A 26,902-nucleotide genomic window follows, 5' to 3' on the forward strand; every position below is an offset into this window, starting at 1 on the left:
ACATTTTTCACTTATAACAAGACAGCACAGGATACTATTCACCTCGCTGCATTTTAGTATTGTATGATTGCGGAATATCCCCGCTGGTGTTCCTGAACCACTAACCCCTTGAACTTGTGTTACTCCAAGCAACCGAAACTTTCTGGCTTTGGCAATTTTTAGGACGATTGCACCCTTTACTGGTCCATTTTCCCATTGGGCTTCTCTGCATTGCATTGCTTTTTGAACTCATCGACTGGAAGCACCGATCGACCGTCCTGCGCGACGGTACGCGCATTATCACGTGGGTGAGCGCAGGAAGCGCGGTGCTCGCCGTTGTATTTGGCCTGCTGCTCGCCAGCTCCGAAGATTCCAGCGGTACTAATCTCGAAATCCACCGCTGGGCCGGAATTGCCACAATGGTACTTTCCCTTGTTACGGCATTTACGCTACGTTCCGGCAACAGGAGCCTCTTCCGCGGACTGCTGCTGACTACGGTATTAGGTGTTTCATTTGCAGGGCATTACGGCGCCATGCTTACCCACGGCGAGGATTACCTCACGAGCGTATTGCCCGGCGCCGGTGACACCGTGGAGCCGGAGGGCGAGACCGAAGCTGATTTTGTACTGACCAACAATGGCGCATTAACCCCTGAACAAATACAAAACCTCAATGTGGAAGTCAGGACGATCCTGGCGCACAACTGTTACAGTTGCCACAGCGAGACCAAAATGAAAGGAGAGCTGCGGCTCGACAGTAAAGACGCCATTATGAAAGGCGGTGAGCACGGTGTGGTGGTAGTACCGAACCATCCCGGCAAAAGCGAACTAATCCGCCGGATTTCGCTGCCTAAAGGTCACAAGGAGGCTATGCCCACCAAAGGCAAGCGCTTGACCGAGAAGGAGGTAAAATTGCTTCAATTCTGGATCGAAAAAGGTGCTCCGTGGCCCGATGGCAAAGAGAAAAGCATTTATCGTGTGGCGGAACTAGCCCCGCGCACACCGCAGGTGCCTGCCGCCACCGCCGACCTCAATAAGCCTGTCGACCTGTTTGTAAATGCGTATTTTCAAAAGACCAAAGGAAGCTGGAAACCGGTCGTTGACGACCGCACCTATATTCGTCGTGTATACCTCGACATTATCGGGCTGTTGCCGCCTCCCGAAAAGGTGGATGCATTTATAGCGGATACCCACCCCGACAAGCGCGAGTTACTCGCCAAAGACCTTCTTTCCCAGAACGACGCGTACGCACAGCATTGGATGACATTCTGGAACGACGCGCTCCGGAACGATTACGACGGAACAGGCTACATTACCGGCGGGCGCTTTGGCATTTCCAAATGGCTTTACGCAAGCTTGGTGGATAATAAACCGTACAACTGGTTCGTGAAAGAATTGATCAGCCCTAACAAGGAATCCGAAGGTTTCATTAAAGGCATCAAATGGCGCGGGACCATCAATTCCAGCCAGCGCACCGAAATGCAGGCGGCCCAGAATGTGGCCCAGGTGTTTTTGGGTTTAAATCTTAAATGTGCTTCCTGTCACGACAGTTTTATCAGCGACTGGAAACTGGCCGACGCCTATGCATTTGCCAACATCTTCGCAGACACATTGCTTGAAATCAACCGCTGCGATAAACCTACCGGAAAAATAGCGGGGACCCGCATTCTGTACCCGGAGCTTGGCGAAATCGAAGTGAACGCAAGTACCGAGAAACGCCTCCGTCAGCTGGCCGACTTCCTCGTGCAGCCGAAAGATGGAAGATTGTACCGCACGCTCGTGAACCGTGTGTGGGCGCAGCTGATGGGTCGTGGCATTGTGGAGCCCGTGGATGCGATGGACAATTTACCTTGGAGCCAGGACCTCCTCGACTGGCTGGCATCCGACTTTGTGACCAATGGCTATGATATCAAAAAACTCATTTACACGATCGTGACTTCGAAGACTTACCAGCTGCCCTCTACGTCGGTGAAAGAAGCGGGCGATATTATGGCGAACGATTTCAAGTTTACCGGCATGGTGCGCAGAAGGCTTACCGCCGAGCAATTCGCCGACGCGATCAGCGCGAGCTTCACGCCGATGTACGCCGACACTGCGCTTGCATTGAAAAAGCTCCCGGAAGATATTCAGTCGCGGCTACCGTTCCCGCGTGCGGCGTTCGTGAAGAACGACCCTTTTCTTACCTCGCTGGGGCGCCCGAACCGCGAGACGGTGAGTACCGGCCGTACTTCCCAGGCGAACCTGCTCCAAGCACTGGAACTTACGAACGGTTCGAAATTCACCGAGACGCTCAAAGCGGGGTCCAAAGTTTGGAAGTCGCAATACCCAACATCCGACTCGCTTGTAACGGCACTTTACCGGAAGGCATTGGGCCGCTCGCCGGTGCCGAAAGAGCTCGCGGCCGCGAAGAAGATCCTCGGCCCGACACCAAGCGAAGAAGGCATTCAGGACCTCGTTTGGGCGATCGCACTGGTGCCTGAGTTTCAGTTGATATATTAAATGTAGGATACAGATAAAACATATTTAAAATATCAAATGAATAAAGCTTTAAATACAGACTTAACATTTATAATGTACATAAAGAATAAAATTTATAGTATTAATTGTAAATATTAAAAGTATTTAAAGCATAAAAAGTAGTTTTAGCTAAACTAATGAAATACAACCATTTAAAATATATTAAGAAATGAATATCCAATGGAATAGGAGGGAGTTTCTGCAACGCGCCAGCGCCGCTACGATGGCCGCTCTGGCGGCGGGAGCTCCTATATCAAACCTGCTCACCTCATGCCGAGGCAAGGCAGGAGCCAATTCTTCGGCGGACACAGTAATACTCTTATGGATGGCCGGTGGTATGGCGCATACCGAAACTTTCGACCCGAAGGCCTACACGCCATTCGAAAAAGATATGGAGGGCAACCGCGTTTTGAGCACATTCAAATCGTTCCCGACGAAGCTCGACGGCATCCATTTCTCGGACGGCTTGCAGTCCATAGGGCAGGTGATGGACAAAGGAACGCTCATCCGTTCGTACGTTGCAGCCGACATGGGACACATTCTGCATTCGCGCCACCAGTACCATTGGCACACTTGCTACGAGCCGCCACAAACCGTAGCAGCACCGCACATCGGCTCCTGGATCGCCAAAGAACTGGGCCCTAAAAATCCGGTGATCCCGGCATTCATTGATATTGGGCAGCGGTTCACAGTAGGAGAAGCCGAAGAGCTGAAAGCATTCCACACGGCTGGCTTCCTCGGCAATGAGTTCGGGCCGTTCTTCATTCCCGACCCAAGCCAGGGTCTTGAAAGCGTACGTCCGCCCGTGGGTATGGACGCGAAGCGATTTGAACGCCGGAATCAGTTGTACAATGAACTGATCAATAACAGTCCGGTAGGAGAGTTCGGTAGCGATTACCAGCGGGAGTCGTTGAAGCGCTCGATGGAACAGGCCTATGCTTTACTCAACTCGCCGGAATCGAAGGCGTTCGATTTAAGTACTGAACCCAAAAAGAGCTACGACATTTATAACACCGGCCGGTTCGGGCTCGGTTGCCTGCTTGCCCGCCGGCTCACGGAACAGGGCGCCCGCTTCATTAGCGTCACCACCGAGTACGAGCCATTCAAAGGTTGGGACACGCATGAAAACGGGCACACACGCTTGCAGGACATGAAGAAGCAAATCGACGGTCCGGTTGCTCAGCTTATCAAAGACCTCGATGAAAAAGGCCTCCTTGACCGTACGATGGTCGTGCTGGCGAGCGAATTCAGCCGTGATATGATGGTGGAAGGCCGCCCGGATGCCAAAGTAAAAGAGCAGGTAGCCCAGCCCGACATTCTTTCGGATCTTAAATTCTACGGCATGCATCGCCATTTCACCGACGGATGCTCGATGCTCATGTTTGGCGGCGGCATCAAAAAAGGTTTTGTCTACGGCAAAACCGCCGATGAGCGTCCTTGCAAGACCATTGAAAACCCCGTCAAGATTGATGGCATTCACCAGACGATCTATCATGCACTAGGTATTCCGCCGGATACCCAATACGAAATCGAGAGGCGGCCTTTCTATACAACTCCCGACGGAAAGGGCCTTGCGGTCAAAGAACTACTCGTCTAGATTTGCCCATTGGATCTGTCGGAAGGTGCTGATAACCAGCCTTCCGGCAGACCTTTTCCTTACTACCTCACCTGCCTCATATCCTATATTACGGACCGTCGCCTCGCTGTGGACGGATGGCTTCTTCATGCCAGATATAAGATATATCCAAAAAACTCATGTTAATTAAATATTAATCAAAACCAGACAGAGCAGGACAGTCAGTTCTTTCAATCATTCTACTATTGCATAAATGTTACTTTAAGCATGAACAATTGTCTTTTATGCGTCAGAAAGACATTTATTTCTTAGAGTATTCCAAAATCTTCATCAACGTTAAATCCGGCAGCTTTCAGGCCTGTTAATATGCTGGGAGGCTATCCGTTGTGACCTGACGACACCGTATTATTTACATACCTAAACGCTGCTTTTCCCAATCCCGACAATTATTCACTTAAACCGATGACTATGAGAATAAAAAGCTTAACCGATTAACCCCGTTACCCGGGCTGTTTAAACACTGCTCCGGGCCTCTGCTAATTACTAAATCTAAAAATGAAGCTTATGAATCAATTTCGACAATCCCCTTACTACGGCCGATTGAATTCGATCCTGAAACTGTCCGTAGGCCAGGCGCTGATCGGTGCGGCTTGCGGGCTCAGTGCAGTAGCCGGCAATAGTTTCCATCTTAATCCGCTGGTGGTAAGCACCAATATCAACGCCGACCGGACAATCAAGGGAAGAGTAACCGACGATACCGGCGAAAAACTGCCGGGTGTGAGCGTGGTACTTAAGGGCACCACCATTGGTACAGTATCCGACGCGGATGGAGTGTATTCCATCAATGTTCCCGACAGAGGTGGCGTACTCATATTCTCTTCCGTCGGCTTTCTCACCCAGGAAGTTCCTTTGGGAGCCGCCTCGACAATGGACATCAAACTCGCCACTGATGCCAAAGCACTTACCGAAGTAGTCGTAGTGGGTTACGGTAGCCAGTTGAAAAAAGAAATTACAGGAGCGGTACAAACCGTTAAAAGTGAAGAACTTAAAGATATTCCGGTGTCCCAGGTGACTCAAAAACTGCAAGGGCGCCTCGCCGGTGTGCAGATCAACCAGACAACCGGTAAGCCGGGGCAGGGGATGTCCGTTCGTATTCGCGGCCAGGTATCGGTTACAGCCGGTAGCGACCCGCTTTATGTCATTGACGGTTTCCCGATTACCGGTACCATCGGCCAGATGAACCCCGATGAAATCGAAGACATTACGATTCTGAAAGATGCCGCTTCGACCTCCCTTTACGGCTCGCGCGCGGCCAATGGCGTAGTGCTTATCACAACCAAACGGGGTACACCCGGCAAAATGGCCGTGAGCTTCAATGCCTACGCGGGTATTCAGAAAGTCCCAATGAGAGGCCGTGTGAAAATGCTGAACGCCGAAGAATTCGCGCAGTTCAAGAAGGAGATGTATGAAGATGAAAATAAACCAGTACCTGAAGAGTTTCAGGACCCATCCAAGTATCGCGGCAAAAACAACGACTGGTACGATGCATTGCTTCGTACTGCTCCCATCCAGAGCTACAATCTAACCGTCAGCTCCAACAAGGAAAATATGCGCACATCGCTCGTGGCGGGTATTTTCAACCAGAAAGGGGTGGTGCTGAACAACAACTACAAGCGGTATTCGCTCCGTATGAACACCGAGTACGATATTTCGAGTAAGGTGAAAATCGGTTTCAACGTAGCGCCGCAATTTGTATATGACAATACCCCAAGAACGGATGGTGACCGGGGAACCGGTGTGCTTTTCAATGCATTGCACACATGGCCTGTAATGCCCATCCGGGATGCGAACGGCGATCTTACCAAGTTCAATACCTTTCCGAGCAGCACGGGTAACATCTTCAACTATCCTAACTGGGTGCGTGCGGCGAATGAGCTAACGAACGAGACGAAGATTAACAAATTACTGGGCAACACTTACATCCAGTACAATCCGATCAAAGGTCTGACGCTGAAATCGACTTTGAACGTGGAGATGGAGAGCAACAAGTTCTTCTTCTTCAACCCGTCGACGGCTACGAGTGCGATTAACGTGCCAATCCCGACAACGGCCGTTTCGATCCGCCAGAACTATCAGAACTTCTCATGGCTGAACGAAAACTTGGCGACTTACAGCCATAGTTTCAACGAAAAACACAATTTCGAGTTGCTGGCTGGTTTTACACAACAACGTTTCCGCCAGGAGTTTGACCGTATCACGGCCAACACCTACACTGACGACCGCCTTCCGACAATCCAGGGCGCGATCAATATCGACCGCGGAGGGTCTTTCAACGTGAACGGTATCTCCGGATCGAACACTTTCAATGGTGCGAACGAATGGGCGCTGATGTCCTACATTTCACGTCTGACCTATAACTACAAAGGCAAATACCTCTTCACTGCAGCTGTCCGTGCCGATGGTTCTTCCCGTTTCGGTTCCGACAACCGCTGGGGTACTTTCCCGTCGGCGTCTGTGGGCTGGGTAATTTCGGATGAGAACTTCATGCAGTCGATCCCGAAAGTGTCGTTTGCCAAAGCACGCGCCAGCTACGGGGTGATCGGTAACAACAACATCGGTAACTACACTCAGTATGCATTGGTTAACAACACAACCAACGCGGTTTTCGGAAGCACGGTAGCTACCGGTGCCCAGGTGACTTCGCTTTCGAACAGCAACCTGGGCTGGGAAACAACCAAGCAATTTGACGCCGGTCTCGACGTGGGGCTCCTCAACGACCGCATTCAGCTGATCTACGATTTCTACACCAAGCGGACCACCAACTTGCTTTACGCGGTTCAGGTTCCTCAGGAATCGGGTTTTTCCAACTACAATGACAATATCGGTGAGATCAAATTCTGGGGACATGAAGTCTCCTTGACTACCCGTAACCTGGTGGGCAAATTGAAATGGACTACCAATGCCAACATCTCGATCAACCGCAACAAGGTGATGGAACTCGCACCGGGCATCGACCGCGTGTATGGTACTTTCCACATTACTCAGGTAGGCCGCCCATTCGGTCAGTTTTATGGTCTGGTAAAAGAAGGCTTCTATATGAGCAAAGAAGAACTGGCCAGCAGCGCTATCATTCCCGGCCGCTCGGCAATCGGTACGATCAAGTTCAAGGATGTGAACGGCGATGGCGTGATCACCAACGGTGGCGATGCCGACGACCGGACGGTCATCGGAAATCCATTCCCGAAATTCACTTACGGCCTGACCAATACATTGAGCTACGGCGGATGGGATCTGTCGATTACCGGATCCGGCTCGCAGGGTAACCAACTTTGGGTACGTCACCTTTACAGCACAGCCAACCTTGATGGTGTTTTCAACATGGTGGCAGGTGCTAAGGATCGTTTCCGTGTGAAAAACGGCGTGAACCCGGTAACCGGCGTTGTGGAAGCTCAGACGGTAATTACCCCGGGTAAAGGAATGTACGGTGCTACCAACAACGGTGGTAACTACACTGGTGTGGAACGCGACTGGAACAGCTCGCACTTCCTGGCGAATGCATCTTACTTTACACTCAAGAATATCACATTGGGCTACAATATGGGTGGTATCAACAAGTTTTTCAAATCGGCCCGTCTGTATGCAAGCGTTCAGCAGGTGTATGTTTTCACCAAATACTGGGGTGGACCTAACCCTGAAACCAGCGCTCAGGGCGACGGACAAGGAGATGGCGGTAACCTTAGCCAGGGTGTGGATCTTTCCAACTATCCGGTACCACGTACCTGGACACTCGGCTTGAACCTCAACTTCTAAGCCTGACTTGTAAAACATCTCATCTTAATTCCGATAGAAATGAAAACTAGATATATAGCAGCATGGTTTCTGGCAGTGGGGCTAACGAGCAGTTGCGGGGACAAATTCCTGACTGTTAACCCGGAAACCGCATTGAGTTCCAACAACTTCTTTACCTCTGAAAACGATTTCAAGCAGGCGGTAAACGCGGCTTACGAACCGTTCCGCCAAATGTTCAACGAGCGTGCCTGGATTTTGGAGGAAATGCATTCCGACAATACCTACTACGCCCGTAACAAACTGTACGGTGCAGTGGACCCTACGGAAAACGTTGCGGATTTCGCAATTCCGACGGCTAACGGCATCACTGCCAACGACAATGTACTGGTGCAGTACCGCCTGAACTACCGGATCATCGCCCGGGCAAACCAGATCATCGCATTGATTGACGGCGTGAATTTCGACGCGGCGTCCAAGGGTAACCTGAAAGGACAAGCGCTGTTCCTCCGTGCATTTGCATACTTCGACCTCGTGCGCCTGTTCGGTAAAGTACCCCTTCACCTGGTACCAGCAACAGGTCGTGACGATGCGCCTTTGCCATTGTCGACAACCGAAGAAATTTATGCACAGATCGAGAAGGACGCGAAAGAAGCGATCACCGGGCTTCTGGACAAATCCAAACAAGAGGCTGGACGTGTTACTTCAGGTACGGCTAGAATGTTGCTGGCGAACCTTTATATTACTCAGAAAAAATGGGCGCTGGCCGAGCCATTGCTGAAAGAAATCGTAGCTAGCGGTCACTATGCGTTGATGCCTGATTACAACGATGCATTCTCGACCACGACCGGCAACAAAAACAACAAGGAGTCGCTTTTCGAGATCCAGTACATGGAAGGATCGTCTGGCTACAACGGTAACCAGATTTACCGCTTTATTCCGTCACCGATCACTGCTGCCGAAATCGCGCCGATTACCGGCACTTCCAACCCGCAGCCGACCTCGCAGGAAAGTAACAACATTCCTACGCCGGACCTGATCGCGGCATACGAAACCGGTGACAAGAGAAAGGATATTTCGATCGGTTGGGTGACCCTGAGCACCTCGCTGGTAGACAATAAGCTTTATCCTTATATCAAAAAGTACGCTCGGCCACACTCGTTGCATAACAACACCGGGCAGAACTGGCCTGTGTACCGCTACTCGGAAGTGCTGCTGTTCCTGGCCGAATCGTTGAACGAGCAGGGCAAAACCGCCGACGCCGCTACTTACATCAACCAGGTTCGCACCCGCGCGGGACTTGCAGCGACCAAGGCGGCCTCGCAGGCAGATATGCGCGAAGCGATCTTCAAAGAGAGGAGGGTGGAGCTCGCATTCGAAAACAAGCGCTGGTTCGATCTTACGCGCACTGGCCGTGTGAAGGAAATCATCACTGCCTACGGCGCCAAGGTGAAGGCTAACCCGGCCGCATACTATTTCCCGGCGGGAGCTGTGCCACCGCCGAATGCATTCACCGTCCTGGACGACTACTACGGTCTTCCCGCCGTTGAAGCTGCATTGACGCCGCATTTCTGATGGATGCAAAAGGATAAAAAAGTGCAGCTAGCGCGAGCTCGCTGCACTTTTTTCATTATAAACATACTTATCCGCCTGATACCCCACAGAACAGGATAGTCCCGTGGATGTTTCAATCTAATATTGCAATACCAGATTATTTAAAGTTTTAGTTTGCTTTATTTAAGACAAAATAAATCCCGTCAAGCGGAGCGCCCGACCAGGGCACATATCAGGTTAGCCCCCATACTTCATCCTTGTTTATCAATCATATTTACTTAAACGCTGAGCTGTAAAATGTACACAAAAAAACAATGGTTAAAACTTCCGATGACGCTCGCGGTACTGCTCGCCGTGGGAGTCTTCTGTGGAGTGATGCTAAGTAACCGAACTGCCAAACACCGTCCTCCCGGCTCAAAGGTCGACAAATTGAAACTCCCGGAAGGCTTCAAGGCCGATCATTTATATAGTGTTTCGGAAGAAAAGAACGGATCATGGGTATCCATGACGTTCGACAACAAGGGAAGGATGATTACCTCCGATCAATACGGCGGATTGTACCGCCTGGTGCTGCCGGCTATCGGCTCCACCGACAAGCCTCAGGTTGAAGCATTGAAGATAGAAGGAGATACCGCGAAAGTGGCGATGGGTTATGCCCACGGTTTGCTCTACGCATTCAATAGCCTTTACGTGATGATCAACAACCGGTCGAACGCCCGCTTCCCGAAAGGCAGCGGTTTGTACCGTTTGCAGGATACAGACAACAATGATCAATACGACAAGATCACGCTCATCAAACCGCTGACCGGTGAAGGTGAGCACGGACCGCACAGCATAGTGATGGCGCCGGATCAGAAATCACTTTTTGTGGTGGCCGGGAACTTCACCGACCTGCCCAAAATGGATATCTACCGCTTGATGCCAAACTGGAAGAACGATAACCTTTTCCCGTTCATTAAAGACCCTCGCGGTCATGCGACCGACCGTCATGCGCCGGGCGGCTGGATTGCCCACACTGATCCAGAAGGCAAAAACTGGGAATTGTACACAGCCGGTTTCCGTAACCCCTACGACATCGCATTCAACGAAGCAGGCGATCTTTTCGCCTATGACTCGGATATGGAGTGGGATTTCGGAACACCATGGTATCGTCCTACGCGCGTTTGCCATGCGGTGAGTGGCGGTGAGTTCGGTTGGAGAACAGGTTCTGCCAACACGTCGCCCGCATTTGCCGATTTCCTTTCGCCCGTGATGAACATCGGACAGGGATCGCCTACCAACCTCATTTACTTGAAAGACGCCCGGTTCCCCGCAAAATACAAAAACACACTGCTCGCATTCGACTGGAGCTTTGGTATCGTTCACGGGCTGCATCTGAAACCCAGCGGTTCTACTTACACTGCTGAACACGAAGAATTTCTATCGGGAGCACCGCTTCCATTGACCGACGGTGCAATCGGCCCTGACGGTGCATTGTACTTCCTGACCGGTGGTCGTCGTCTTGAATCGGATCTTTATCGTGTATATTATAGCGATTATAAGAATATTGCACCAGGGTCGAATGCAGCGACGCCGGTGATTACTCCTGAGCACAAGCAGCGTACAGCGATCGAAGAATACCACGTTAAGAAAGATCCGAAAGCGATCGAGCAGGCATGGCCGTTGCTGAAAAGCCCGGACCGTTTCCTCCGCTACGCGGCCCGCCTGGCTATCGAACATCAGCCTGTTAGCCAATGGGAGAGCAAAGTTTATGCCGAAAAAGATCCTCAGTCGATTATTTATGCAGCCATTGCATTGGGCCGTCAGGGCGATTCGACAAAAGTAGGAGGGCCCCTTTTGAAAAAACTGACTACCATTGATTACGCGAAGCTCGATGACCTGAACAAGCAAGCGCTCTTGCGTGCGGTAGAAGTGATCCTGTACCGCACAGGTCAGCCCGACGCTGCTACGAAAGCTGCATTGATTGCTTATTTGAACCCCAAATATCCATCTGCTAACGCATTACAAAACAGATTCTTAGCCAAAATCCTGATAACCATCGAAGCACCGAAAGTGGTTGAGAAAACCCTTTCATTGATCGCGAAGAACGAGAAGTTCGATGACAAGGACAACGAAATGGTAACCGCTTCGGCCGACCTGATCCTGCGCAACCCGCAATATGGTCTCGACCTGGCTGGCTTGTTAGAAAAAATGCCGCCGCAACAGCAGACGTTCTACGCAATCATGTTGAGCAGTGCTAAAACCGGCTGGACACCCGCCTTGCGCGAAGAGTATTTCAAATGGTTCCACAAAGCATTCAGCTACCAGGGCGGGCGCAGCTACATCGGCTTTATTGACAAAGCTCGTCAGCTTGCATTGAAAAACGTACCAAGCGACAAAGTGGCCTATTACAACAAATTGTCTGGTTCTGAATTACTTACAGGAACCGGTAACGACCTGGCGAAGCTCTACACACCGAAAGGCCCGGGCCGCGGATGGAAAGTGGATCAGGCCGTTGAACTCGTAAAAGACAGCCTTAACAACCGTGATTTCGAACGCGGCAAGCAGATTTTCTCTGCCGTGCTTTGCAGCCGCTGCCACACAATCCAGGGCGAAGGTGCCGACGTTGGTCCTGACCTGACCCAACTGGGAACCCGTTTCTCTGTGAAGGATATGCTCGAAGCGATCATCGAACCGGACAAAGCGGTGTCTGACCAATACGCTTCGATCTCGTTTCAGATGAAAGACGGACAGTCGATTGTTGGCCGCGAAGTGAATCAGGATGCCAACTTCTATTATGTGTCGCAAAACCCGTTCGATCCGAAAACGATCCGGAAAGTGGCCAAGAAGGATGTCGTTTCCAGCAAAATATCACCCGTTTCCATCATGCTTCCGGGCCTGATCAACGGTTTGAACCCTAACGAATTGAGAGACCTCGTAGCCTACCTAATGGCTGGCGGTAACAAAAATAACCCGATCTACTCCGAATCCGGCGCGCCGAAAAGCGGAAAATAGATCAAACGATTTTTTGAGTAGATTATAATTAATTAGGCTTAAGATAGTGGTGCTGCGTGTTGATCCTGATGCTTCTAAAAGCAGAAATGGATCCGGTAGCATCACTACTTTTTTTGTGGATACAGCAAAAGAAAGTGAGGCTTAGAACAGGCGTATACGATAATACGTTCATAGGCAAAAAGGGTAGGGGCTTCCTGCCCTTATGACAATAAACTTACATTATTTCAGATAGTTAACTAATAAATGAAGTCACTTCCAAATCGAAGAAACGCGCTTAAAAACATGGTTGCCGCGGCAGGGCTGGGTACGTTTTCGAGCTCGCTTGCTCATGCGTTTGCTGCATCCGCAAATGCGCTTGGGCCACAACTGAACGGCAAGATCAATCACTCCGTTTGCAAATGGTGTTATAGTAAAATTCCACTGGATACCTTCGCGCAGGAATGTAAGAAGATTGGACTGACTTCCATCGAACTCCTTGGCCCGGAGGAATGGCCGGTGATCAAAAAATACGGTCTTACTTGTGCGTTACCCTGGGGCGAAGGACTTACGCGGAGCATTGACAAAGGTTTCAATGATCCTAAAAATCATGAGGAACTGATCAAGGGATTTGAAGACGTGATTCCCAAAGTACGCGCTGCGGGTTATGACAAGATTATCTGTTTCTCGGGCAACCGCCGCGGGATGTCGGATTACGACGGCATCCGGAACTGCGCCGAGGGCATCCGCAAACTGATCCCGACTTGCGAAAAGCATAATGTGACACTGGTAATGGAGCTGCTGAACAGCAAGGTCAACCATAAAGACTACATGTGCGACCGGACGGAATGGGGTGCGGCACTTTGTGAAGCGGTTGGTTCCGAGAAGTTTAAGCTGCTCTACGACATTTACCATATGCAAATCCAGGAAGGCGACGTAATCGCGACGATCAAAAAGTACCATAAGTATATTGCGCATTATCACACAGGCGGCGTACCGGGGCGTCACGAGATCGACGAAACGCAGGAGCTTTATTATCCGTCGATCATGAAAGCAATTGTAGAAACCGGTTACAAAGGATTCGTAGGGCAGGAGTTTGTCCCGAGCCGCGGCGACGATCTGGCTTCTTTGAAGCAGGGAGTCACTATTTGTGATATCGCTTAGTACTGATATTCCATATTTTAGATTATGTCAACCAGAAGAAACGCCTTAAAAAATATAGCCGCGGGAACCGCCGCAGGTGCCGCAGCCGGAGTGATGTCCATCTCGGAAGTTTTCGCCAAAACCGAATCCGTACTGGGTACTAAACTGAATGGTAAGATCAATCACTCGGTTTGCAAGTGGTGTTACGGAAAAATCCCGCTAGATACGTTCGCGCAGGAATGCAAGAAGATCGGTATCACTTCCATTGAACTCCTTGGACCGGAGGATTGGCCGACATTGAAAAAGTATGGACTCACGTGCGCGCTACCCAACGGCGCGGGCATGGGTATCGAAAAAGGTTTCAACGATCCGGCCCTGCATGACGAGCTTGTCAAAAGTTACGAGGACCTTTTTCCCAAACTGAAAGAAGCTGGTTATAAAACAGTTATCTGCTTTTCGGGCAACCGCCGCGGGATGTCCGACTATGACGGCATGCGCAACTGCGCCATAGGTTTGCGCCGCCTGATGCCATCCGCCGAAAAGTACGGCATAACCATGATCATGGAATTGCTCAACAGCAAGGTCAACCACCGCGACTACATGTGCGATCATACCGCCTGGGGTGCCGGACTTTGCGAGATGGTCGGTTCGGAAAACTTCAAGTTGCTTTACGACATTTATCATATGTCGATCATGGAAGGTGACGTGATCGCGACCATTAAGCAGTACCACAAATACATCGGCCATTATCATACCGGCGGAGTTCCGGGCCGCAACGAAATCGACGAAGGCCAGGAATTGTATTACCCGGCAATTATGAAAGCGATTGTCGAAACCGGGTACAAAGGATTTGTTGCGCAAGAATTCATCCCCAAGCGCGAGCCGTTAGCTTCTTTGGCCGAATGCGTGAAGATTTGCGATGTAGCCTGACGCCGAAGCAACACATTCTGCGTGTATTCGCTCGAAAATTGCCTGAAAAAGCTGTTAGAAACGCTGGAAAAGCACTTAAACTAGTATTTTCAGGCAATTTTGAATTTTATAGAACAATTTTTATTCACCAATAAAACCATCAAAATCAACTCAATTTCAAGGCATTAAAAGAAGAAAACCAGCAAACACACCGCCTGACATTTCAACAAAAATATCGGCCCGACAAAGAGGACGGGCTATCAAAACCTCGACACTATCAACGAACCGTATTCAACGACCTGATGCTTAAATTCTCCGCGAAAGTTTTTATAGCTTTCATTCCACTCTCCAACATTTACGCACAATCGAAATTTGAACCCGGGTACATAGTCACGTCGTCACAAGACACTATTCGTGGGACGATTGAGTATCATAACTGGTCGCAGAATCCGGAAACCATTCGTTTTCGGGATGAAAAGTTTCAGACGGAAAAGACATTAGGGCTACATGAATTGTCTGCATTTCAGGTTCATGGCGAAACTTATGAAAGGGCAGAGGTCCACCGAAAAATTCAAGGCGATAATAATGTTACAGAAAACGGCCTCCCGGAGCTTACCCGGGATACAGTATTTTTATTGAGACTAGTCGACGGTCCGAAAAGCCTACACTATTTACGGGATCGATCAGACAACGTTCAATTGTACATCGATCCTGAACACGAATTGCTGGTTTATCATAAGTACAAGATTATCAAGGAGAATCAAAATCGAATTGTTACCGTTGACCGTTACCGGCAACAGATCAAGGCGTATTTGGATTGCGAAAGTGTCGCGAACCGCGTTCCAAACCTGAGATATTCCAATAAAGAAATCTCGCGGCTCTTCGAGCTGTATTACGACAAGTGCTCCACAACGAAACCCAAAGTAATTACGAAACGTGAGGGTCTCGGTTTTGAATCAGGCGCATTAGCCGGAGTGACGCTTTCAAAATTGTCGTTCAAAGGTTATCATTTTGAATATCTTACCGAACGTCAGCATACTACGTCGGTACGTCCAACAGTTGGATTGTTCCTGAACATCGTCGTACCACGGACAGACAAAAATCTCATAGTGGCCAACGAACTGACGTATTCGTCTTACCAAATTTCAGATCGCTACCAGACCAATGTAAATCCTGAAAACTTCACCATTACCGATTTCACTTTCGGGCTAAGTCACCTCAGGCTGAACAACCTGATCCGTTACCGGATTACCCGTGGCAACGCATTCTTGTACGGAAACGTCGGAATTTCGAACGGCTTTGTGGTTTCTGAGAATAATCGATACGTAGCCACAACACATTTTTACACAGACGTCCATGTCGACGAAGACAAGGCGCTGGCAACGCGTAAGCACGACCAGGGTTTTCTTATTGGTATCGGCGCAGGAATTCGGAAGCTCGGGTTCGAAGCGAGGTTTGAGAACAGCAATGGAAATTCCGACTACTTCTCAGTTACCTCGAATGTAAAGCGAGTAGCATTGCATGTTTATTATAGATTCTAAGAAATCGCTGTGGATATAGTGGTCAGCGCATTACATACGATTCGTTGTATAATTTATATTATGTTAAATAGACATTCTTAAACGAAGAGAGCATCGATTACCCGATGCTCTCTTCTCTTTATTTAAGGCCTCTGGCCGATTTTACATATCCGTCGGCCAGAGGCCTTCGAATAATTGTCACGAAGCAAGAGCTTCGCGCTATTTACTCTTCGATACAAGCAACACCTTTCGCAGCGAATTGTTCGAGAACGCCGTTCAGGTTTGTCAGGTTATCCTTAGCCTCAGCTTCGTCCTTCGCCTGGATTGCTTTTTCGAAATATGGTTTCGCTTTTTTGAATTTACCACAAACACGGCCTTCAACTTCTTTACCACGCTGCTGATACTCAGTCATGTTCATGTTATCCACTTCGCCTTTCAGCTGTACCGCTTCGTTGAAATAGAAAACGCCCAGGTTGTAAAGTGCGTCGTAGTTTGTAGCATCGATTTCCAGAGCCTTCTTGTAGTTGGCTACCGCTTTTTCGCTCGCTTCTTTCTGCTTTGCTTTTGCGTCAGCAAGCTCTTTTTGCAATGCAGCTACATCCTGTCCTTTTGCAGCTTCCTGTGCAGCTTTCACTTCGCCTTCCAGTTTAGCGATCGCTTCGGTGCTTTCTTTTTTCTTGGCAGTTACGTCTGCGAGCTGACGTTTCAAGTCCGCATTCTTAGGCTGCTTCTTGATCAGCGCCCCGATACGTTTTACCTCTCCGTCATACACAGCGATCTTGTCTTTTTCCGAGGCAAGATTTTTCTCCGCTGTGCTTGCTGCATTGTTACCGGAACCTACTTTGGCGTTCAATTGCTTTACCTTATCGGTAGCTGTTCTGTACATGTTATCGTACAAAATAGCCAGGTTTACCACATTTTGAGTGTTTTTAGGATCAGCAGCGGCCAAGGCTTCTAGCTCCTGGATAGCCTGATCTTCTTTACCCGAAGCCAGCAAGATATTCACAACTTCCGCTTTCAGGTCTTTGTTACCAGGAGACTGCTTCAAGCCGTTGTTCAAAGTTTCGATAGCTTTATCGAAGTTGTTTTCTGAACGGTACAGCTGAGCCAGACCGTAGAAAACGCTGGGGTCTTTACCGCCGTTGGCAGCATATTTCTCGAAAGAGGATTTTGCAATGTCCTTTTTGTCAAGCTGTTGCGCAGCAATACCACCATAAAGGGACGCCAAAGTATCCTTTTTGTTGATCTCCTGAGCAGCCTGGAACATTTCCAGCGCACCGCTCAGATTTTTTGCCTGGTATTTCTCAGCACCCTGCTTTACGAACGCATTAAAAAGCTGGGTTCCTTCACCACCGTTGATCACGTTAGTGGCCTCCTTGGAGGATTTGCCCGGCTCCCCTTTCTTCGTAACATCCAGCTCAACAACCTTTTTGTAGGCTTCCAAAGCCGTTTTTGCTGCACTAGAATCTACTTCTGAACCTTGTAGGGCTATGTTTTCATAAAGTTTAGCGCGTTCGAGCCAGAATGAAGCTTTGGCACTTGCTTTCGGATCACTGGCATCTTTATCGCTTTTCTCTTTGTCCTTACGAAATCCATCTACCAAAGCCTTGTTCACAGCGTCCTGCGCCATCGCAGCACAGCCGAACAGGCTAAGTGCAGAAACAAAAAACAGTTTTTTCATAAATATTAACTTTGGTTGTGATTGATTGTTCGAGTTCTAAATATAAATCAATTAATATAATTTTTACAAAAATCATGCCTCTGGGTCGTCGGAAGGCTCTTCATCGTCCTCCTCCTCGTCATCAGCGACATCCTCGTCCAACTCATCATCCGTAACAATTATATCTTCTGCCGAAGCACCTTCCACTTGTGCTACCGGTTTAGGAACTACGTTGCCCTCTTCATCCAGCTCCTCTGCTTTTTCATCCGGATCTTTCAGAATGCGGGTTACCGAAGTAATTTCATCCGTGCTGCTGAGACGGATCAGTTTCACACCCTGTGTGTTACGTCCCGCCTGACGGATATCCTGCACACTCATGCGGATGGCGATACCGTTGCGCGTGATGATCATCAGATCGTCCTCTTCAGTTACCTCGCGGATCGCCACCAGCTTACCCACCTTGTCGGTTGCATTCATGGTCGAAACGCCCTTACCACCACGGTTCGTAACGCGGTAACTGTCAATCGCTGAGCGTTTTCCGTAACCGTGCTCGGAAACCACAAGAAGTTGCGCATCCTCGCGGCTGATACAAACCATTCCGATTACCTTGTTCTCAGGATCGTTCAGGTTGATACCCCGTACACCCGCAGCCGTACGTCCCATTGGACGAACACCTTTTTCGTTGAAGCGAACTGCCCTGCCGGCCGCCGACGCAATCACAATATCATTGTCGCCGTTGGTTAACGCCACATCCAGCAAGCGGTCGCCTTCGTTGATCGAAATCGCGATGATACCGTTGGTGCGCGGACGTGAATAGGCTTCGAGCAACGTCTTCTTAATAGTGCCCTGCTCGGTACACATAATGAGGTAATTATTGTTGATATAATCCTCATCCGACAATGTCTTCACATTGATTACCGAGCGAATCGAATCTCCGCTTTCGAGGCTGATCAGGTTCTGGATCGGGCGGCCTTTTGAAGTTTTGCTTCCTTCCGGCACCTCGTAAACCTTCATCCAGAACAGCTTACCGTATTCCGTGAATATCAGGAGGTAATTGAGCATTGTCGCGGAGAACAAGTGCTCGGTAAAATCGGTATCCTTGGTTTTCACACCGCGGGAACCAACCCCTCCCCTTGTCTGCGTACGGTATTCCGAGAGCGGTGTACGTTTGATGTAGCCTTCTTTGGAAATGGTAATAAGCATTTCCTCGTCGGCGATCATGTCTTCGTCGCTGAATTCTTCGGCCGAGAACTCGATTTGCGTTCTGCGCTCGTCACCGTAGCGTTCCTTAATGTCGGTCAGCTCGGTTTTAATGATTTCGTACTTGCGGTATTCGTTGGCCAGAATGTCCTTCAAGTCGGCGATCAGGAGCATGATCTCTTCATATTCCTTAACAATCTTCTCTCTTTCCAGACCGGTCAGACGTTGCAAGCGCATATCGAGGATCGCACGTGCCTGTATTTCCGACAAATTGAATTGCTCCATCAGTCCGGTCTTGGCTGTTTCCGGGTCGCGCGCTGCACGGATCAATGCAATCACCGCGTCAAGATTATCGAGTGCGATCAGCAAACCTTGCAAAATGTGCGCACGCTTTTCAGCTTCACGCAGCTCATACTCCGTCCGGCGGGTAATTACCACAATCCGGTGGTCTACGTAATGCTTAATCAGATCTTTCAAGTTCAGCAACACCGGGCGGCCTTTTACGAGCGCTACGTTGTTTACCCCGAAAGAGGTTTGCAACGGTGTGTATTTGAACAAGTGGTTCAATACAATATTAGGTATGGCATCCTTTTTCAGGTCGAAAACAATGCGCATACCTTCGCGGTCCGACTCATCGCGGATGTCGGAAATACCTTCGAGTTTCTTCTCATTGATCAGCGACGCGATTCGTTCGATCATCGCCGCCTTGTTGATCATATAAGGAATTTCGGTAACGATAATCTGTTCACGGCCGGTTTTAGACACCTCGAACTGTGCCTTCGAACGCATGATAATGCTTCCGCGACCCGTTTCGAATGCCGAGCGAACACCATTGTAACCGTAAATGATCCCTCCCGTCGGGAAGTCAGGAGCTTTTACGTGCTCCATCAGTTCGGGGATCGTAATGTCGTTGTTGTCGATGTAAGCGAGTACCCCGTCTACCACTTCGCCCAGGTTGTGCGGCGCCATGTTGGTGGCCATACCTACCGCGATACCGGAAGAACCGTTCACGAGCAGGTTCGGGAATTTAGCTGGAAGTACCGACGGCTCGCTCAGCGAGTCATCAAAGTTGGGCTGAAAGTCAACCGTGTCCTTGTTCAGGTCGGCCAGCAGCTCGTCAGCAATCCTTTTCAGCCTTGCCTCCGTATAGCGCATTGCCGCCGGGTTGTCACCGTCGACAGACCCGAAGTTACCCTGACCATCTACAAGCGGGTAGCGCAGCGACCATGGTTGGGCCATACGCACCATCGTGTTATAGACCGATGAGTCACCGTGCGGGTGGTATTTACCCAAAACCTCCCCAACAATACGAGCCGATTTTTTATGGGACCGGTTGTAACTTACGCCCAGATCGTCCATTCCATAAAGGACCCGTCTGTGAACGGGTTTCAGACCATCGCGAACGTCGGGCAAAGCGCGGGAAATGATAACGGACATCGAGTAGTCGATGTAGGCTCCACGCATTTCATCCTCGATATTAATCGGGATAATGTTTTCACCAGAAGATTCTGCCATAAATGATTAGAAAAGAATCAAAATTTTAAATTGGGCTAAACCGATAGATTCAATCGCCCAGCGGATTAATACAATCTTGTTGGTACTAAAAAGTCAAATTTCGCCATTTTTAAGCATTCTAACAAACTATCTTTTGTGCTATTTCGGCCCCTGGGGCGTATATGCGTGACTATCCGCGCATTACCATTCAGAAATATCCCAGGGAAAACTAAATTGACATCTATCATTAAAAATCCCGTTCTTCCTGCTTATTAGCAATAGCTTAATTTTCGACAATTTTCACCTATGCCTTTACTATTAACCTTTATCGCGATCCTCGCGCTCATCCTGCTCATCGCCTGGCTTAAAATCGATACATTCATTTCCTTTCTGCTGGTTTCCATCGCACTTGGACTTGCGAGTGGGCTGGACGTCGACACGGTTAGCAAGGCCATTCAAAAAGGCGTGGGAGGGACCCTGGGCGACCTGGTGCTCATTGTCGGGTTTGGGGCGATGCTAGGGAAAATGGTCGCCGACAGTGGCGCGGCCCAGCGTATTACCGATGCGCTGATCAGCCTTTTCGGTCAGAAATACATCCAGTGGGGTATGGCGCTTGCGGGATTTGTAATAGGTATTCCATTGTTCTATAATGCAGGGTTCGTGATTGTAATTCCACTAATTTTTATGATCAGTGCAACCGCCCGGCTACCATTATTATATATAGGTATTCCCATGTTATCGGCATTGTCGGTTGCGCACGGGTACCTCCCACCCCACCCTTCCCCGGCGGCGATCGCCAGCCAGCTGCATGCCGACCTGGGAAAGACCCTGTTCTACGGCATGATCGTTTCGCTACCCGCCATTGCCGTGGCCGGTCCTATTTTCGGAAAGACATTGAAACGCTTTCAACCCAAGCCTGACGCCGACCTGTTCGATGTAAAACCCCGCCCCGCTTCCGAACTTCCCGGGTTAGGGATCAGCGTTGTTACCGCATTACTGCCCGTCTTTCTGCTTACCACCATGTCGGGTGTCAAACGCGTTTATCCCGACAATAAGCTAATCGCACTGCTGGCCGAGCCGTATTTCGGAATGCTCGTTTCGGTGCTTTTTGCAGCGTATGCATTGGGTGTAAAACGCGGCATGAGCATGAAAAAGGTAGGTAAATCCATGGAGGAAGCTTTCAAAGGCGTTTCCTCCATTCTGCTGATCATCGCTGGTGCCGGTGTATTTAAAGAAATTATGACCGCCAGCGGGGTAAGTACCTTCATCGCTGAAAGCCTCAAAGGGCTGGACATCTCCCCGCTCCTGCTGAGTTGGGCCATTGCAGCGGTCATTCGTGTGTGCGTGGGCTCCGCTACCGTGGCAGGACTTACAACTGTGGGCATCCTCGCGCCACTGCTCGCGAACGCGGGCGTGCCCGCCGAGTTGCTCGTACTCGCCATCGGATCAGGCAGTTTGATGTTCTCACACCTCAACGACGGCGGTTTCTGGCTTTTCAAGGAGTACTTCAATCTGAGCATTAAAGACACGATCCTTACCTGGTCGGTGATGGAAACAATTGTGTCTATCATGGGTTTGCTGGGGGTTTTAGCGCTAAATTTGTTCGTGTAATTAATACCGCCCTTTGAAAGTTCTAGTCAATTCCGTCCGTTAAAACGGACGGTAATAGATACTAGAAGGTTCCCCTATCGCCCATTAAAACGAACCGAATTAAATCTTTTTCCCTCCATAAAGAGTATTCAAAACCCAGACAGCAATCTTTGCAATATCAACTTGCCGTTCGTTTCAACGAACGGTCCCAGATTAGTATTTCTAAAGTAAGAAAAAATTAGGAATAAGGATATTAAATTCAATCCACTTTACTATCATGGACAATACACCAGAATCAAACTTCGCAGCGCTCGGTCTCAACCTTCCTCCCGCCCCGAAACCGGTAGGCGTTTACAAACCCCTATTGATCGTCGATAAACGCTGGGTTTACGTTTCCGGCCACGGTACCGTGCAGGACGACGGTTCCCTGATCATCGGACGCATCGGAAAAGACCTCAATGCAGAGCAAGGCAAACTCGCTGCGCGTCAGGTTGGCCTGGCCATCTTGTCCACACTGAAAGCCAATCTCGGCAGCCTCAACCGCGTCAAAAGGGTGATCAAGGTCCTGGGTATGGTGAACTGCACCGATGATTTTGAAAAGCATCCATTTATCATCAACGGATGCAGCGAGCTTTTTGCAAAGGTTTGGGGTGAAGAAAACGGTATCGGCGTAAGAAGCGCCGTAGGAATTGGCACATTACCCGACAACATTCCGGTCGAGATCGAGGCGATGTTTGAATTGGAAGAAAAGTAATTTTGAATGATTGAATGACTGAATGACCGAATAATTCCTATTCAATCATTCAGTCATTCAATCATTCAGTCATTCAAAATTAGAACCGATGTCCTGGTACCAGCTCAACAATCCCGGAGAAGTCATATCTCCGTCGCTCCTATTCTATAAAGACCGCATTGAAAGCAACATCCGGAGTATGGTGAACATTGCCGGCTCCCCAGAGCGGCTCGTGCCGCATGTCAAAACCCACAAATGCCCGGAGGTTGTTGAAAAACAACTTTCTGCGGGCATTTCCAAATTCAAATGCGCCACCATTGCCGAAGCTGAAATGGTAGCTGGCACCGGCGCGCCGTGGGTGTTGATCGCCTACCAGCTCGTCGGCCCGAATATCGACCGGCTCTTCGCACTACGGGAGAAGTTCCCGCATACGACATTTGCGTCGCTCATAGACCACGAGCAAACTGCCTCAGTACTCAATGAAGCGTCCATTTCAAAGGAGCTTCGATCGACCGTGTTCCTGGACGTCAATAACGGCATGAATCGTACGGGCCATGCCACCGATGAAAGCCTTCTGTCACTTTATCGCTATGTGAGCAGCCTCGAAGGGCTCGCATTCGGCGGCGTGCACATTTACGACGGCCATATTCGTAACCCGGAGTTTTCAGAACGCAAAGCCGCGGCCGACAGCGATTACGAAAAAGTGCTTCCGCTGCTCGACCGCATTGAGACCGAATGCGGTTACGAACCAATGATCATCGTCGGCGGCTCGCCATCGTTCACGGTGCATACGCTGCGGCCGGATGTTTACCTGAGTCCCGGCACGAATGTGCTTTGGGACTGGGGATATGGCGACCGTTTCGACGGCCAGCCGTTCGAGCACGCTGCGCTTATCATCACCCGCGTGATTTCCAAACCGACAACAGGCACCATCACGATCGACCTTGGCCACAAGGCTATCGCTGCCGAAAATCCGATCGAAAACCGCCTGCGCCTGCTCAATCTGCCCGAATACTCGCTGCAAAGCCAGAGCGAGGAGCACGGTGTGATCCAGGTCAGCGCCGACGTCTGGGAAAGCATCCAAATCGGCGACGTATTCTACGCCCTGCCCTACCACATCTGCCCGACCGTTGCGCTGCACGACTTTGCTACGGTGATCGAAGATGGTAATGTGACCGCAGAATGGCGCATCACGGCGCGCAGCAGGCGGATTACAGTTTAATTTTGAATGATTGAATGATTGAATGGGTGAATGATTTTTGAAGCCATATTTAACTCTATGGATCATTCAGAAGCCTATAAAAAATATTCAGTCATTCAGTCATTCAATCATTCAATCATTCAATCATTAACATATGTTCCTCTTCGACGCACATCTCGACCTTTCCATGAACGCTGTGGAATGGAACCGGGACCTCACCCAGGATCTGTATTCAATCCGCGACCGCGAAAAGAACCTCACAGACAAGCCCGATCGCGGCAAAGGCGTGGTGAGTTTTCCGGAAATGCGCAAAGGCAATATCGGGCTTTGTGTGGCTACACAAATAGGCCGCTACATTAAACCCGACAGCAAAATACCTGGCTGGCATTCACAGGCGCAGGCTTGGGCGATCACCCAGGCGCAGGTGGCATGGTACAAGGCCATGGAAGAAGCCGGTGAAATGGTACAGATCACCGGATTGGCCGGCCTGCGCAGCCATCTGGAATTATGGCGGAATGCCGAATCGACGGAAGGCTTGCCTATTGGCTACATTCTGAGTCTGGAAGGTGCCGATTCATTCATTAGCCTCAAAAACCTCGAAACCGCCTACGGCTACGGCCTGCGCGCGATCGGGCCGGCGCACTATGGTCCGGGCGTGTACGCGTACGGGACAGACTCGGACGCCCCCCTGAGCGAAAAAGGTAAAGACCTGCTCCGCGAAATGGACCTACTCGACATGATCCTAGATGCGACCCATTTATGCGACACGGCATTCTGGGAAGCGATGGATTTGTACAAAGGCCCGGTTTGGGCGAGCCATAACCTTGTCCGCGCCATTACACCGCACAACCGGCAGTTTTCCGACGACATGATCAAGGTCCTGCTGGAACGCGGCGCGGTAATCGGCATGGCGTTCGATGCGTGGATGATGATCCCCGGCTGGATACGCGGCAAATCGACGCCGGAAAGTACCGGGCTGAAAATCGAGCATATCGTGCAGCATATCGACCATATTTGTCAGATTGCGGGCAATGCGTTGCACGTCGGCATTGGGTCCGATCTCGATGGCGCATATGGAAAAGAGCAATCGCCAGGCGACCTCGATTCCATCGCGGACCTGCAAACGATCCCAGGGCTATTAGCCGCACGGGGCTATTCCCAGGGCGATATCGAGCGCATTATGTGGCGCAACTGGGTCGACTTCCTCGAAAGGAACTGGGCCTCATGGCATTAGCCTACTATTGCCAGGATTTATAAAATCTAATAAATTCTTAATATAGCACTAAAAGGAGTTTTCAAAAAAGCTTCGCAACTTGGCATCACGGTTGCGGAGCTTTTTTGTTTTGCGTAAAATAAACGCCACTATCTATTTGGAATGATTTTAAATAAGTATTAGCTTTGATTCATTAAATCAACGATCTAAATCAGATCGGTAACATCCGATCTCTAAATTTCACGTAACGACCAATGGCCAATACATATAAAATTTTCTTCCGGACACATATCCAGGCGAGCAAATCGCTGCAAAAGTTGCACGACTGCCTGAAACAATTAAATGTAAAACACTGGGCTTACGATTTTCAGGATTTCCTTTTGACCCTGACATCCGAGCTACCTGATTTCACCCGTATCCAGCTTGCTCTGCGGTCGGCCGGTTACGTTTGCCACTTTATCAAGCTCGAAAACATGAATGAGGGCCGCCTGGATCCCAATGGTCTTACAATTGCATAACCTACTGACGTTTATCGGCTATCCACTCCCCTTTTCCAGACAGTCATCGGTTTCCGGTGGCTGTTTTTTAATAAAAAGGGCCGGCCTGGCACGCAGCCGACCGGCACCACCGGTAAATGGCTAATAAATGCTTTCGGGTACCAGGTTTCGTTTCGCCTGCTGTAAATGACGTTCGTTATGAGCGATGATGAACTGAAAAACATCGCCGATTTTCATTCGGATAAATGGCAGGATTGATATGGGAATGCGGATCGCATCAAGATCTTTGTCCACTCCGTCGCGCAAGAGGTACAGTAATTCCTCCTGCTGCCTGATAAACTCACTTACGACCTTGGCTGAATCCAGTTGCGACGGCGGGATATGCCCTTTGAAGGCTTTGTATTTACGCTTCCCGGTCTTAGGGTCCATCATTTTAGTGAAATAGGCACCTATCCAGGTGCTGGTAAAACCTTCCGCTTTTGCAGGCGGCGATGCCCGGAGCTTGTCGCGCGTGCGGGGCAAATAATAATGTCCGTAGCTGTTCAAATGGTCCAGGCATTGCGCGATGCTCCAACCGCCTGTTGCCGATGGCCTGTTCAGAAATTCGCTATCCCGGTTCTGAAACAAAGCGATGGCATCCGAAATGTGCTGCTCGACCACATCGTCAAGCCTTTGCAGTAAGTCCTTCTTATCAATGGTTTCCATGGGCGTTCGATACTTGATATGGCAAAGTTGCACATCCGTTTTTTTGAAATATTTGGTAAAAACCAACATTTTCAAATCCGGACCTTGTTCACAAGCTTGCTGAAATTGGTAGGATCGATACCCAGATAATTGGCGAGGTACTTATGGGGTACCAGTTGCAGGATATGCGGGCTGCGTCTGAGCAGATTTCGAAATTTATCCTCCGAAGAAAAGCATTGTACCTCCACCAGGCGTTCCAGAATGCCGGAAAGGGTCTGCGTCATGCCCGCGCGCAGCATCCGTTCAATAGCCGGACGTTCATACGCTACCTCCTTAAACTCGCTGTAAGGCGCCCGGATAAAGCTCGAAGGCGTCAGCGTTTCGTAGTAATACCGCGAGGATACCTCCATCATCGCTGAATCGATGATGCCACCGAATGACGGCCGGTAGGTGAATGCAATAGTTGCCTCGCGGCTTTGGTCGTCGAGATAATAAATGCGCTGAACACCATCCGTGACGAAGTATATGTAACGCTCGGTTTCACCTGCGGAAGTGATAATCTCTTTCCTCCGGGCGCTGAAAGGTCTCCAGATCTGTGAGAGTACTTCCCAATCGGTGTGATCGAGCGGATAAATGGCCTGAACGACCGAATGAAGCAATTTTAGCGGTTCCTCCAT

At 49.8% G+C, this 26,902-nt stretch carries 18 protein-coding genes; 13 read left to right on the plus strand and 5 right to left on the minus strand.

What is annotated here, in order from left to right; all coding sequences use genetic code 11:
- Nucleotides 1-167 precede the first annotated feature (167 nt).
- Nucleotides 168-2,477 carry a DUF1549 domain-containing protein gene (locus tag ACQ4MZ_RS21765; RefSeq protein ID WP_430848598.1) on the plus strand — a complete coding sequence of 770 codons (2,310 nt, stop codon included), beginning with the start codon at nt 168-170 and terminating at the stop codon, nt 2,475-2,477.
- Between the two features lie 187 nt (nt 2,478-2,664).
- Nucleotides 2,665-4,092 carry a DUF1501 domain-containing protein gene (locus tag ACQ4MZ_RS21770; RefSeq protein WP_430848431.1) on the plus strand — a complete coding sequence of 476 codons (1,428 nt, stop codon included), beginning with the start codon at nt 2,665-2,667 and terminating at the stop codon, nt 4,090-4,092.
- Here the strand turns inward: ACQ4MZ_RS21770 and ACQ4MZ_RS21775 are convergent.
- Nucleotides 4,081-4,221 carry a hypothetical protein gene (locus ACQ4MZ_RS21775; RefSeq protein ID WP_430848433.1) on the minus strand — a complete coding sequence of 47 codons (141 nt, stop codon included), beginning with the start codon at nt 4,219-4,221 and terminating at the stop codon, nt 4,081-4,083. The two genes, ACQ4MZ_RS21770 and ACQ4MZ_RS21775, sit on opposite strands and share 12 nt — an antisense overlap.
- Before the next feature lie 414 nt (nt 4,222-4,635).
- On the opposite strand from ACQ4MZ_RS21775, the gene ACQ4MZ_RS21780 reads away from it, so the two are divergent.
- The 6 genes from ACQ4MZ_RS21780 (at nt 4,636) to ACQ4MZ_RS21805 (ending at nt 15,974) form a co-directional block, all read left to right on the plus strand.
- On the plus strand, nt 4,636-7,881 hold the full coding sequence (locus tag ACQ4MZ_RS21780; protein ID WP_430848435.1) for a SusC/RagA family TonB-linked outer membrane protein: 3,246 nt from the start codon (nt 4,636-4,638) through the stop codon (nt 7,879-7,881).
- Nucleotides 7,882-7,920: 39 nt separating this feature from the next.
- Nucleotides 7,921-9,432 (plus strand): RagB/SusD family nutrient uptake outer membrane protein, encoded by a 1,512-nt coding sequence (locus ACQ4MZ_RS21785; RefSeq protein ID WP_430848437.1) that lies wholly within the window; start codon nt 7,921-7,923, stop codon nt 9,430-9,432.
- Nucleotides 9,433-9,708: 276 nt separating this feature from the next.
- A complete protein-coding gene (locus ACQ4MZ_RS21790; RefSeq protein ID WP_430848439.1) occupies nt 9,709-12,405 on the plus strand; it encodes a c-type cytochrome in 2,697 nt (898 codons plus the stop codon).
- A 243-nt stretch (nt 12,406-12,648) separates the two neighbouring features.
- Nucleotides 12,649-13,545 (plus strand): hydroxypyruvate isomerase family protein, encoded by an 897-nt coding sequence (locus ACQ4MZ_RS21795; protein WP_430848441.1) that lies wholly within the window; start codon nt 12,649-12,651, stop codon nt 13,543-13,545.
- 24 nt (nt 13,546-13,569) lie between these two features.
- On the plus strand, nt 13,570-14,454 hold the full coding sequence (locus ACQ4MZ_RS21800; protein ID WP_430848443.1) for a hydroxypyruvate isomerase family protein: 885 nt from the start codon (nt 13,570-13,572) through the stop codon (nt 14,452-14,454).
- 677 nt (nt 14,455-15,131) lie between these two features.
- On the plus strand, nt 15,132-15,974 hold the full coding sequence (locus ACQ4MZ_RS21805) for a hypothetical protein (RefSeq protein ID WP_430848445.1): 843 nt from the start codon (nt 15,132-15,134) through the stop codon (nt 15,972-15,974).
- 202 nt (nt 15,975-16,176) lie between these two features.
- Here ACQ4MZ_RS21805 and ACQ4MZ_RS21810 read toward each other — a convergent pair whose 3' ends face one another.
- Nucleotides 16,177-17,634 (minus strand): tetratricopeptide repeat protein, encoded by a 1,458-nt coding sequence (locus tag ACQ4MZ_RS21810; protein ID WP_430848447.1) that lies wholly within the window; start codon nt 17,632-17,634, stop codon nt 16,177-16,179.
- Between the two features lie 72 nt (nt 17,635-17,706).
- Nucleotides 17,707-20,328, minus strand: coding sequence for a DNA gyrase subunit A (gene gyrA / locus ACQ4MZ_RS21815; RefSeq protein ID WP_430848449.1), 2,622 nt, complete (start codon nt 20,326-20,328; stop codon nt 17,707-17,709).
- A gap of 285 nt (nt 20,329-20,613) precedes the next feature.
- On the opposite strand from gyrA, the gene ACQ4MZ_RS21820 reads away from it, so the two are divergent.
- From ACQ4MZ_RS21820 to ACQ4MZ_RS21840, 5 genes are all read left to right on the plus strand, one after another.
- Nucleotides 20,614-21,918 (plus strand): gluconate:H+ symporter, encoded by a 1,305-nt coding sequence (locus ACQ4MZ_RS21820; protein ID WP_430848451.1) that lies wholly within the window; start codon nt 20,614-20,616, stop codon nt 21,916-21,918.
- A gap of 256 nt (nt 21,919-22,174) precedes the next feature.
- Nucleotides 22,175-22,651, plus strand: a complete 477-nt coding sequence (locus tag ACQ4MZ_RS21825; RefSeq protein ID WP_430848453.1) for a RidA family protein — start codon at nt 22,175-22,177, stop codon at nt 22,649-22,651.
- A gap of 88 nt (nt 22,652-22,739) precedes the next feature.
- On the plus strand, nt 22,740-23,852 hold the full coding sequence (locus tag ACQ4MZ_RS21830) for a D-TA family PLP-dependent enzyme (protein ID WP_430848455.1): 1,113 nt from the start codon (nt 22,740-22,742) through the stop codon (nt 23,850-23,852).
- 133 nt (nt 23,853-23,985) lie between these two features.
- Nucleotides 23,986-25,065, plus strand: coding sequence for a dipeptidase (locus ACQ4MZ_RS21835; protein WP_430848457.1), 1,080 nt, complete (start codon nt 23,986-23,988; stop codon nt 25,063-25,065).
- 233 nt (nt 25,066-25,298) lie between these two features.
- The gene (locus tag ACQ4MZ_RS21840) at nt 25,299-25,562 is read left to right on the plus strand and encodes a hypothetical protein (protein ID WP_430848459.1); all 264 of its coding nucleotides are present in this window, start codon (nt 25,299-25,301) and stop codon (nt 25,560-25,562) included.
- A gap of 120 nt (nt 25,563-25,682) precedes the next feature.
- On the opposite strand, the gene ACQ4MZ_RS21845 is transcribed toward ACQ4MZ_RS21840, so the two are convergent.
- Both ACQ4MZ_RS21845 and ACQ4MZ_RS21850 read right to left on the minus strand, forming a co-directional pair.
- Nucleotides 25,683-26,246 carry a DinB family protein gene (locus ACQ4MZ_RS21845; protein ID WP_430848461.1) on the minus strand — a complete coding sequence of 188 codons (564 nt, stop codon included), beginning with the start codon at nt 26,244-26,246 and terminating at the stop codon, nt 25,683-25,685.
- A 71-nt stretch (nt 26,247-26,317) separates the two neighbouring features.
- On the minus strand, nt 26,318-26,902 hold the full coding sequence (locus tag ACQ4MZ_RS21850; protein ID WP_430848463.1) for a Crp/Fnr family transcriptional regulator: 585 nt from the start codon (nt 26,900-26,902) through the stop codon (nt 26,318-26,320).

Origin of the sequence: Dyadobacter sp. BHUBP1 (assembly GCF_050587785.1) — a bacterium.
In the GTDB taxonomy this organism is placed as follows: Bacteria; Bacteroidota; Bacteroidia; order Cytophagales; family Spirosomataceae; genus Dyadobacter.

Excerpts from the sequence above, each read along its gene's own strand:
- ACQ4MZ_RS21770 (WP_430848431.1), top strand. The coding sequence starts at position 2,665 with ATGAATATCCAATGGAATAGGAGGGAGTTTCTGCAACGCGCCAGCGCC.
- ACQ4MZ_RS21775 (WP_430848433.1), bottom strand. The coding sequence starts at position 4,221 with ATGAAGAAGCCATCCGTCCACAGCGAGGCGACGGTCCGTAATATAGGA.
- ACQ4MZ_RS21780 (WP_430848435.1), top strand. The coding sequence starts at position 4,636 with ATGAATCAATTTCGACAATCCCCTTACTACGGCCGATTGAATTCGATC.
- ACQ4MZ_RS21785 (WP_430848437.1), top strand. The coding sequence starts at position 7,921 with ATGAAAACTAGATATATAGCAGCATGGTTTCTGGCAGTGGGGCTAACG.
- ACQ4MZ_RS21790 (WP_430848439.1), top strand. The coding sequence starts at position 9,709 with ATGTACACAAAAAAACAATGGTTAAAACTTCCGATGACGCTCGCGGTA.
- ACQ4MZ_RS21795 (WP_430848441.1), top strand. The coding sequence starts at position 12,649 with ATGAAGTCACTTCCAAATCGAAGAAACGCGCTTAAAAACATGGTTGCC.
- ACQ4MZ_RS21800 (WP_430848443.1), top strand. The coding sequence starts at position 13,570 with ATGTCAACCAGAAGAAACGCCTTAAAAAATATAGCCGCGGGAACCGCC.
- ACQ4MZ_RS21810 (WP_430848447.1), bottom strand. The coding sequence starts at position 17,634 with ATGAAAAAACTGTTTTTTGTTTCTGCACTTAGCCTGTTCGGCTGTGCT.
- gyrA (WP_430848449.1), bottom strand. The coding sequence starts at position 20,328 with ATGGCAGAATCTTCTGGTGAAAACATTATCCCGATTAATATCGAGGAT.
- ACQ4MZ_RS21820 (WP_430848451.1), top strand. The coding sequence starts at position 20,614 with ATGCCTTTACTATTAACCTTTATCGCGATCCTCGCGCTCATCCTGCTC.
- ACQ4MZ_RS21825 (WP_430848453.1), top strand. The coding sequence starts at position 22,175 with ATGGACAATACACCAGAATCAAACTTCGCAGCGCTCGGTCTCAACCTT.
- ACQ4MZ_RS21830 (WP_430848455.1), top strand. The coding sequence starts at position 22,740 with ATGTCCTGGTACCAGCTCAACAATCCCGGAGAAGTCATATCTCCGTCG.
- ACQ4MZ_RS21835 (WP_430848457.1), top strand. The coding sequence starts at position 23,986 with ATGTTCCTCTTCGACGCACATCTCGACCTTTCCATGAACGCTGTGGAA.
- ACQ4MZ_RS21840 (WP_430848459.1), top strand. The coding sequence starts at position 25,299 with ATGGCCAATACATATAAAATTTTCTTCCGGACACATATCCAGGCGAGC.
- ACQ4MZ_RS21845 (WP_430848461.1), bottom strand. The coding sequence starts at position 26,246 with ATGGAAACCATTGATAAGAAGGACTTACTGCAAAGGCTTGACGATGTG.
- ACQ4MZ_RS21850 (WP_430848463.1), bottom strand. The coding sequence starts at position 26,902 with ATGGAGGAACCGCTAAAATTGCTTCATTCGGTCGTTCAGGCCATTTAT.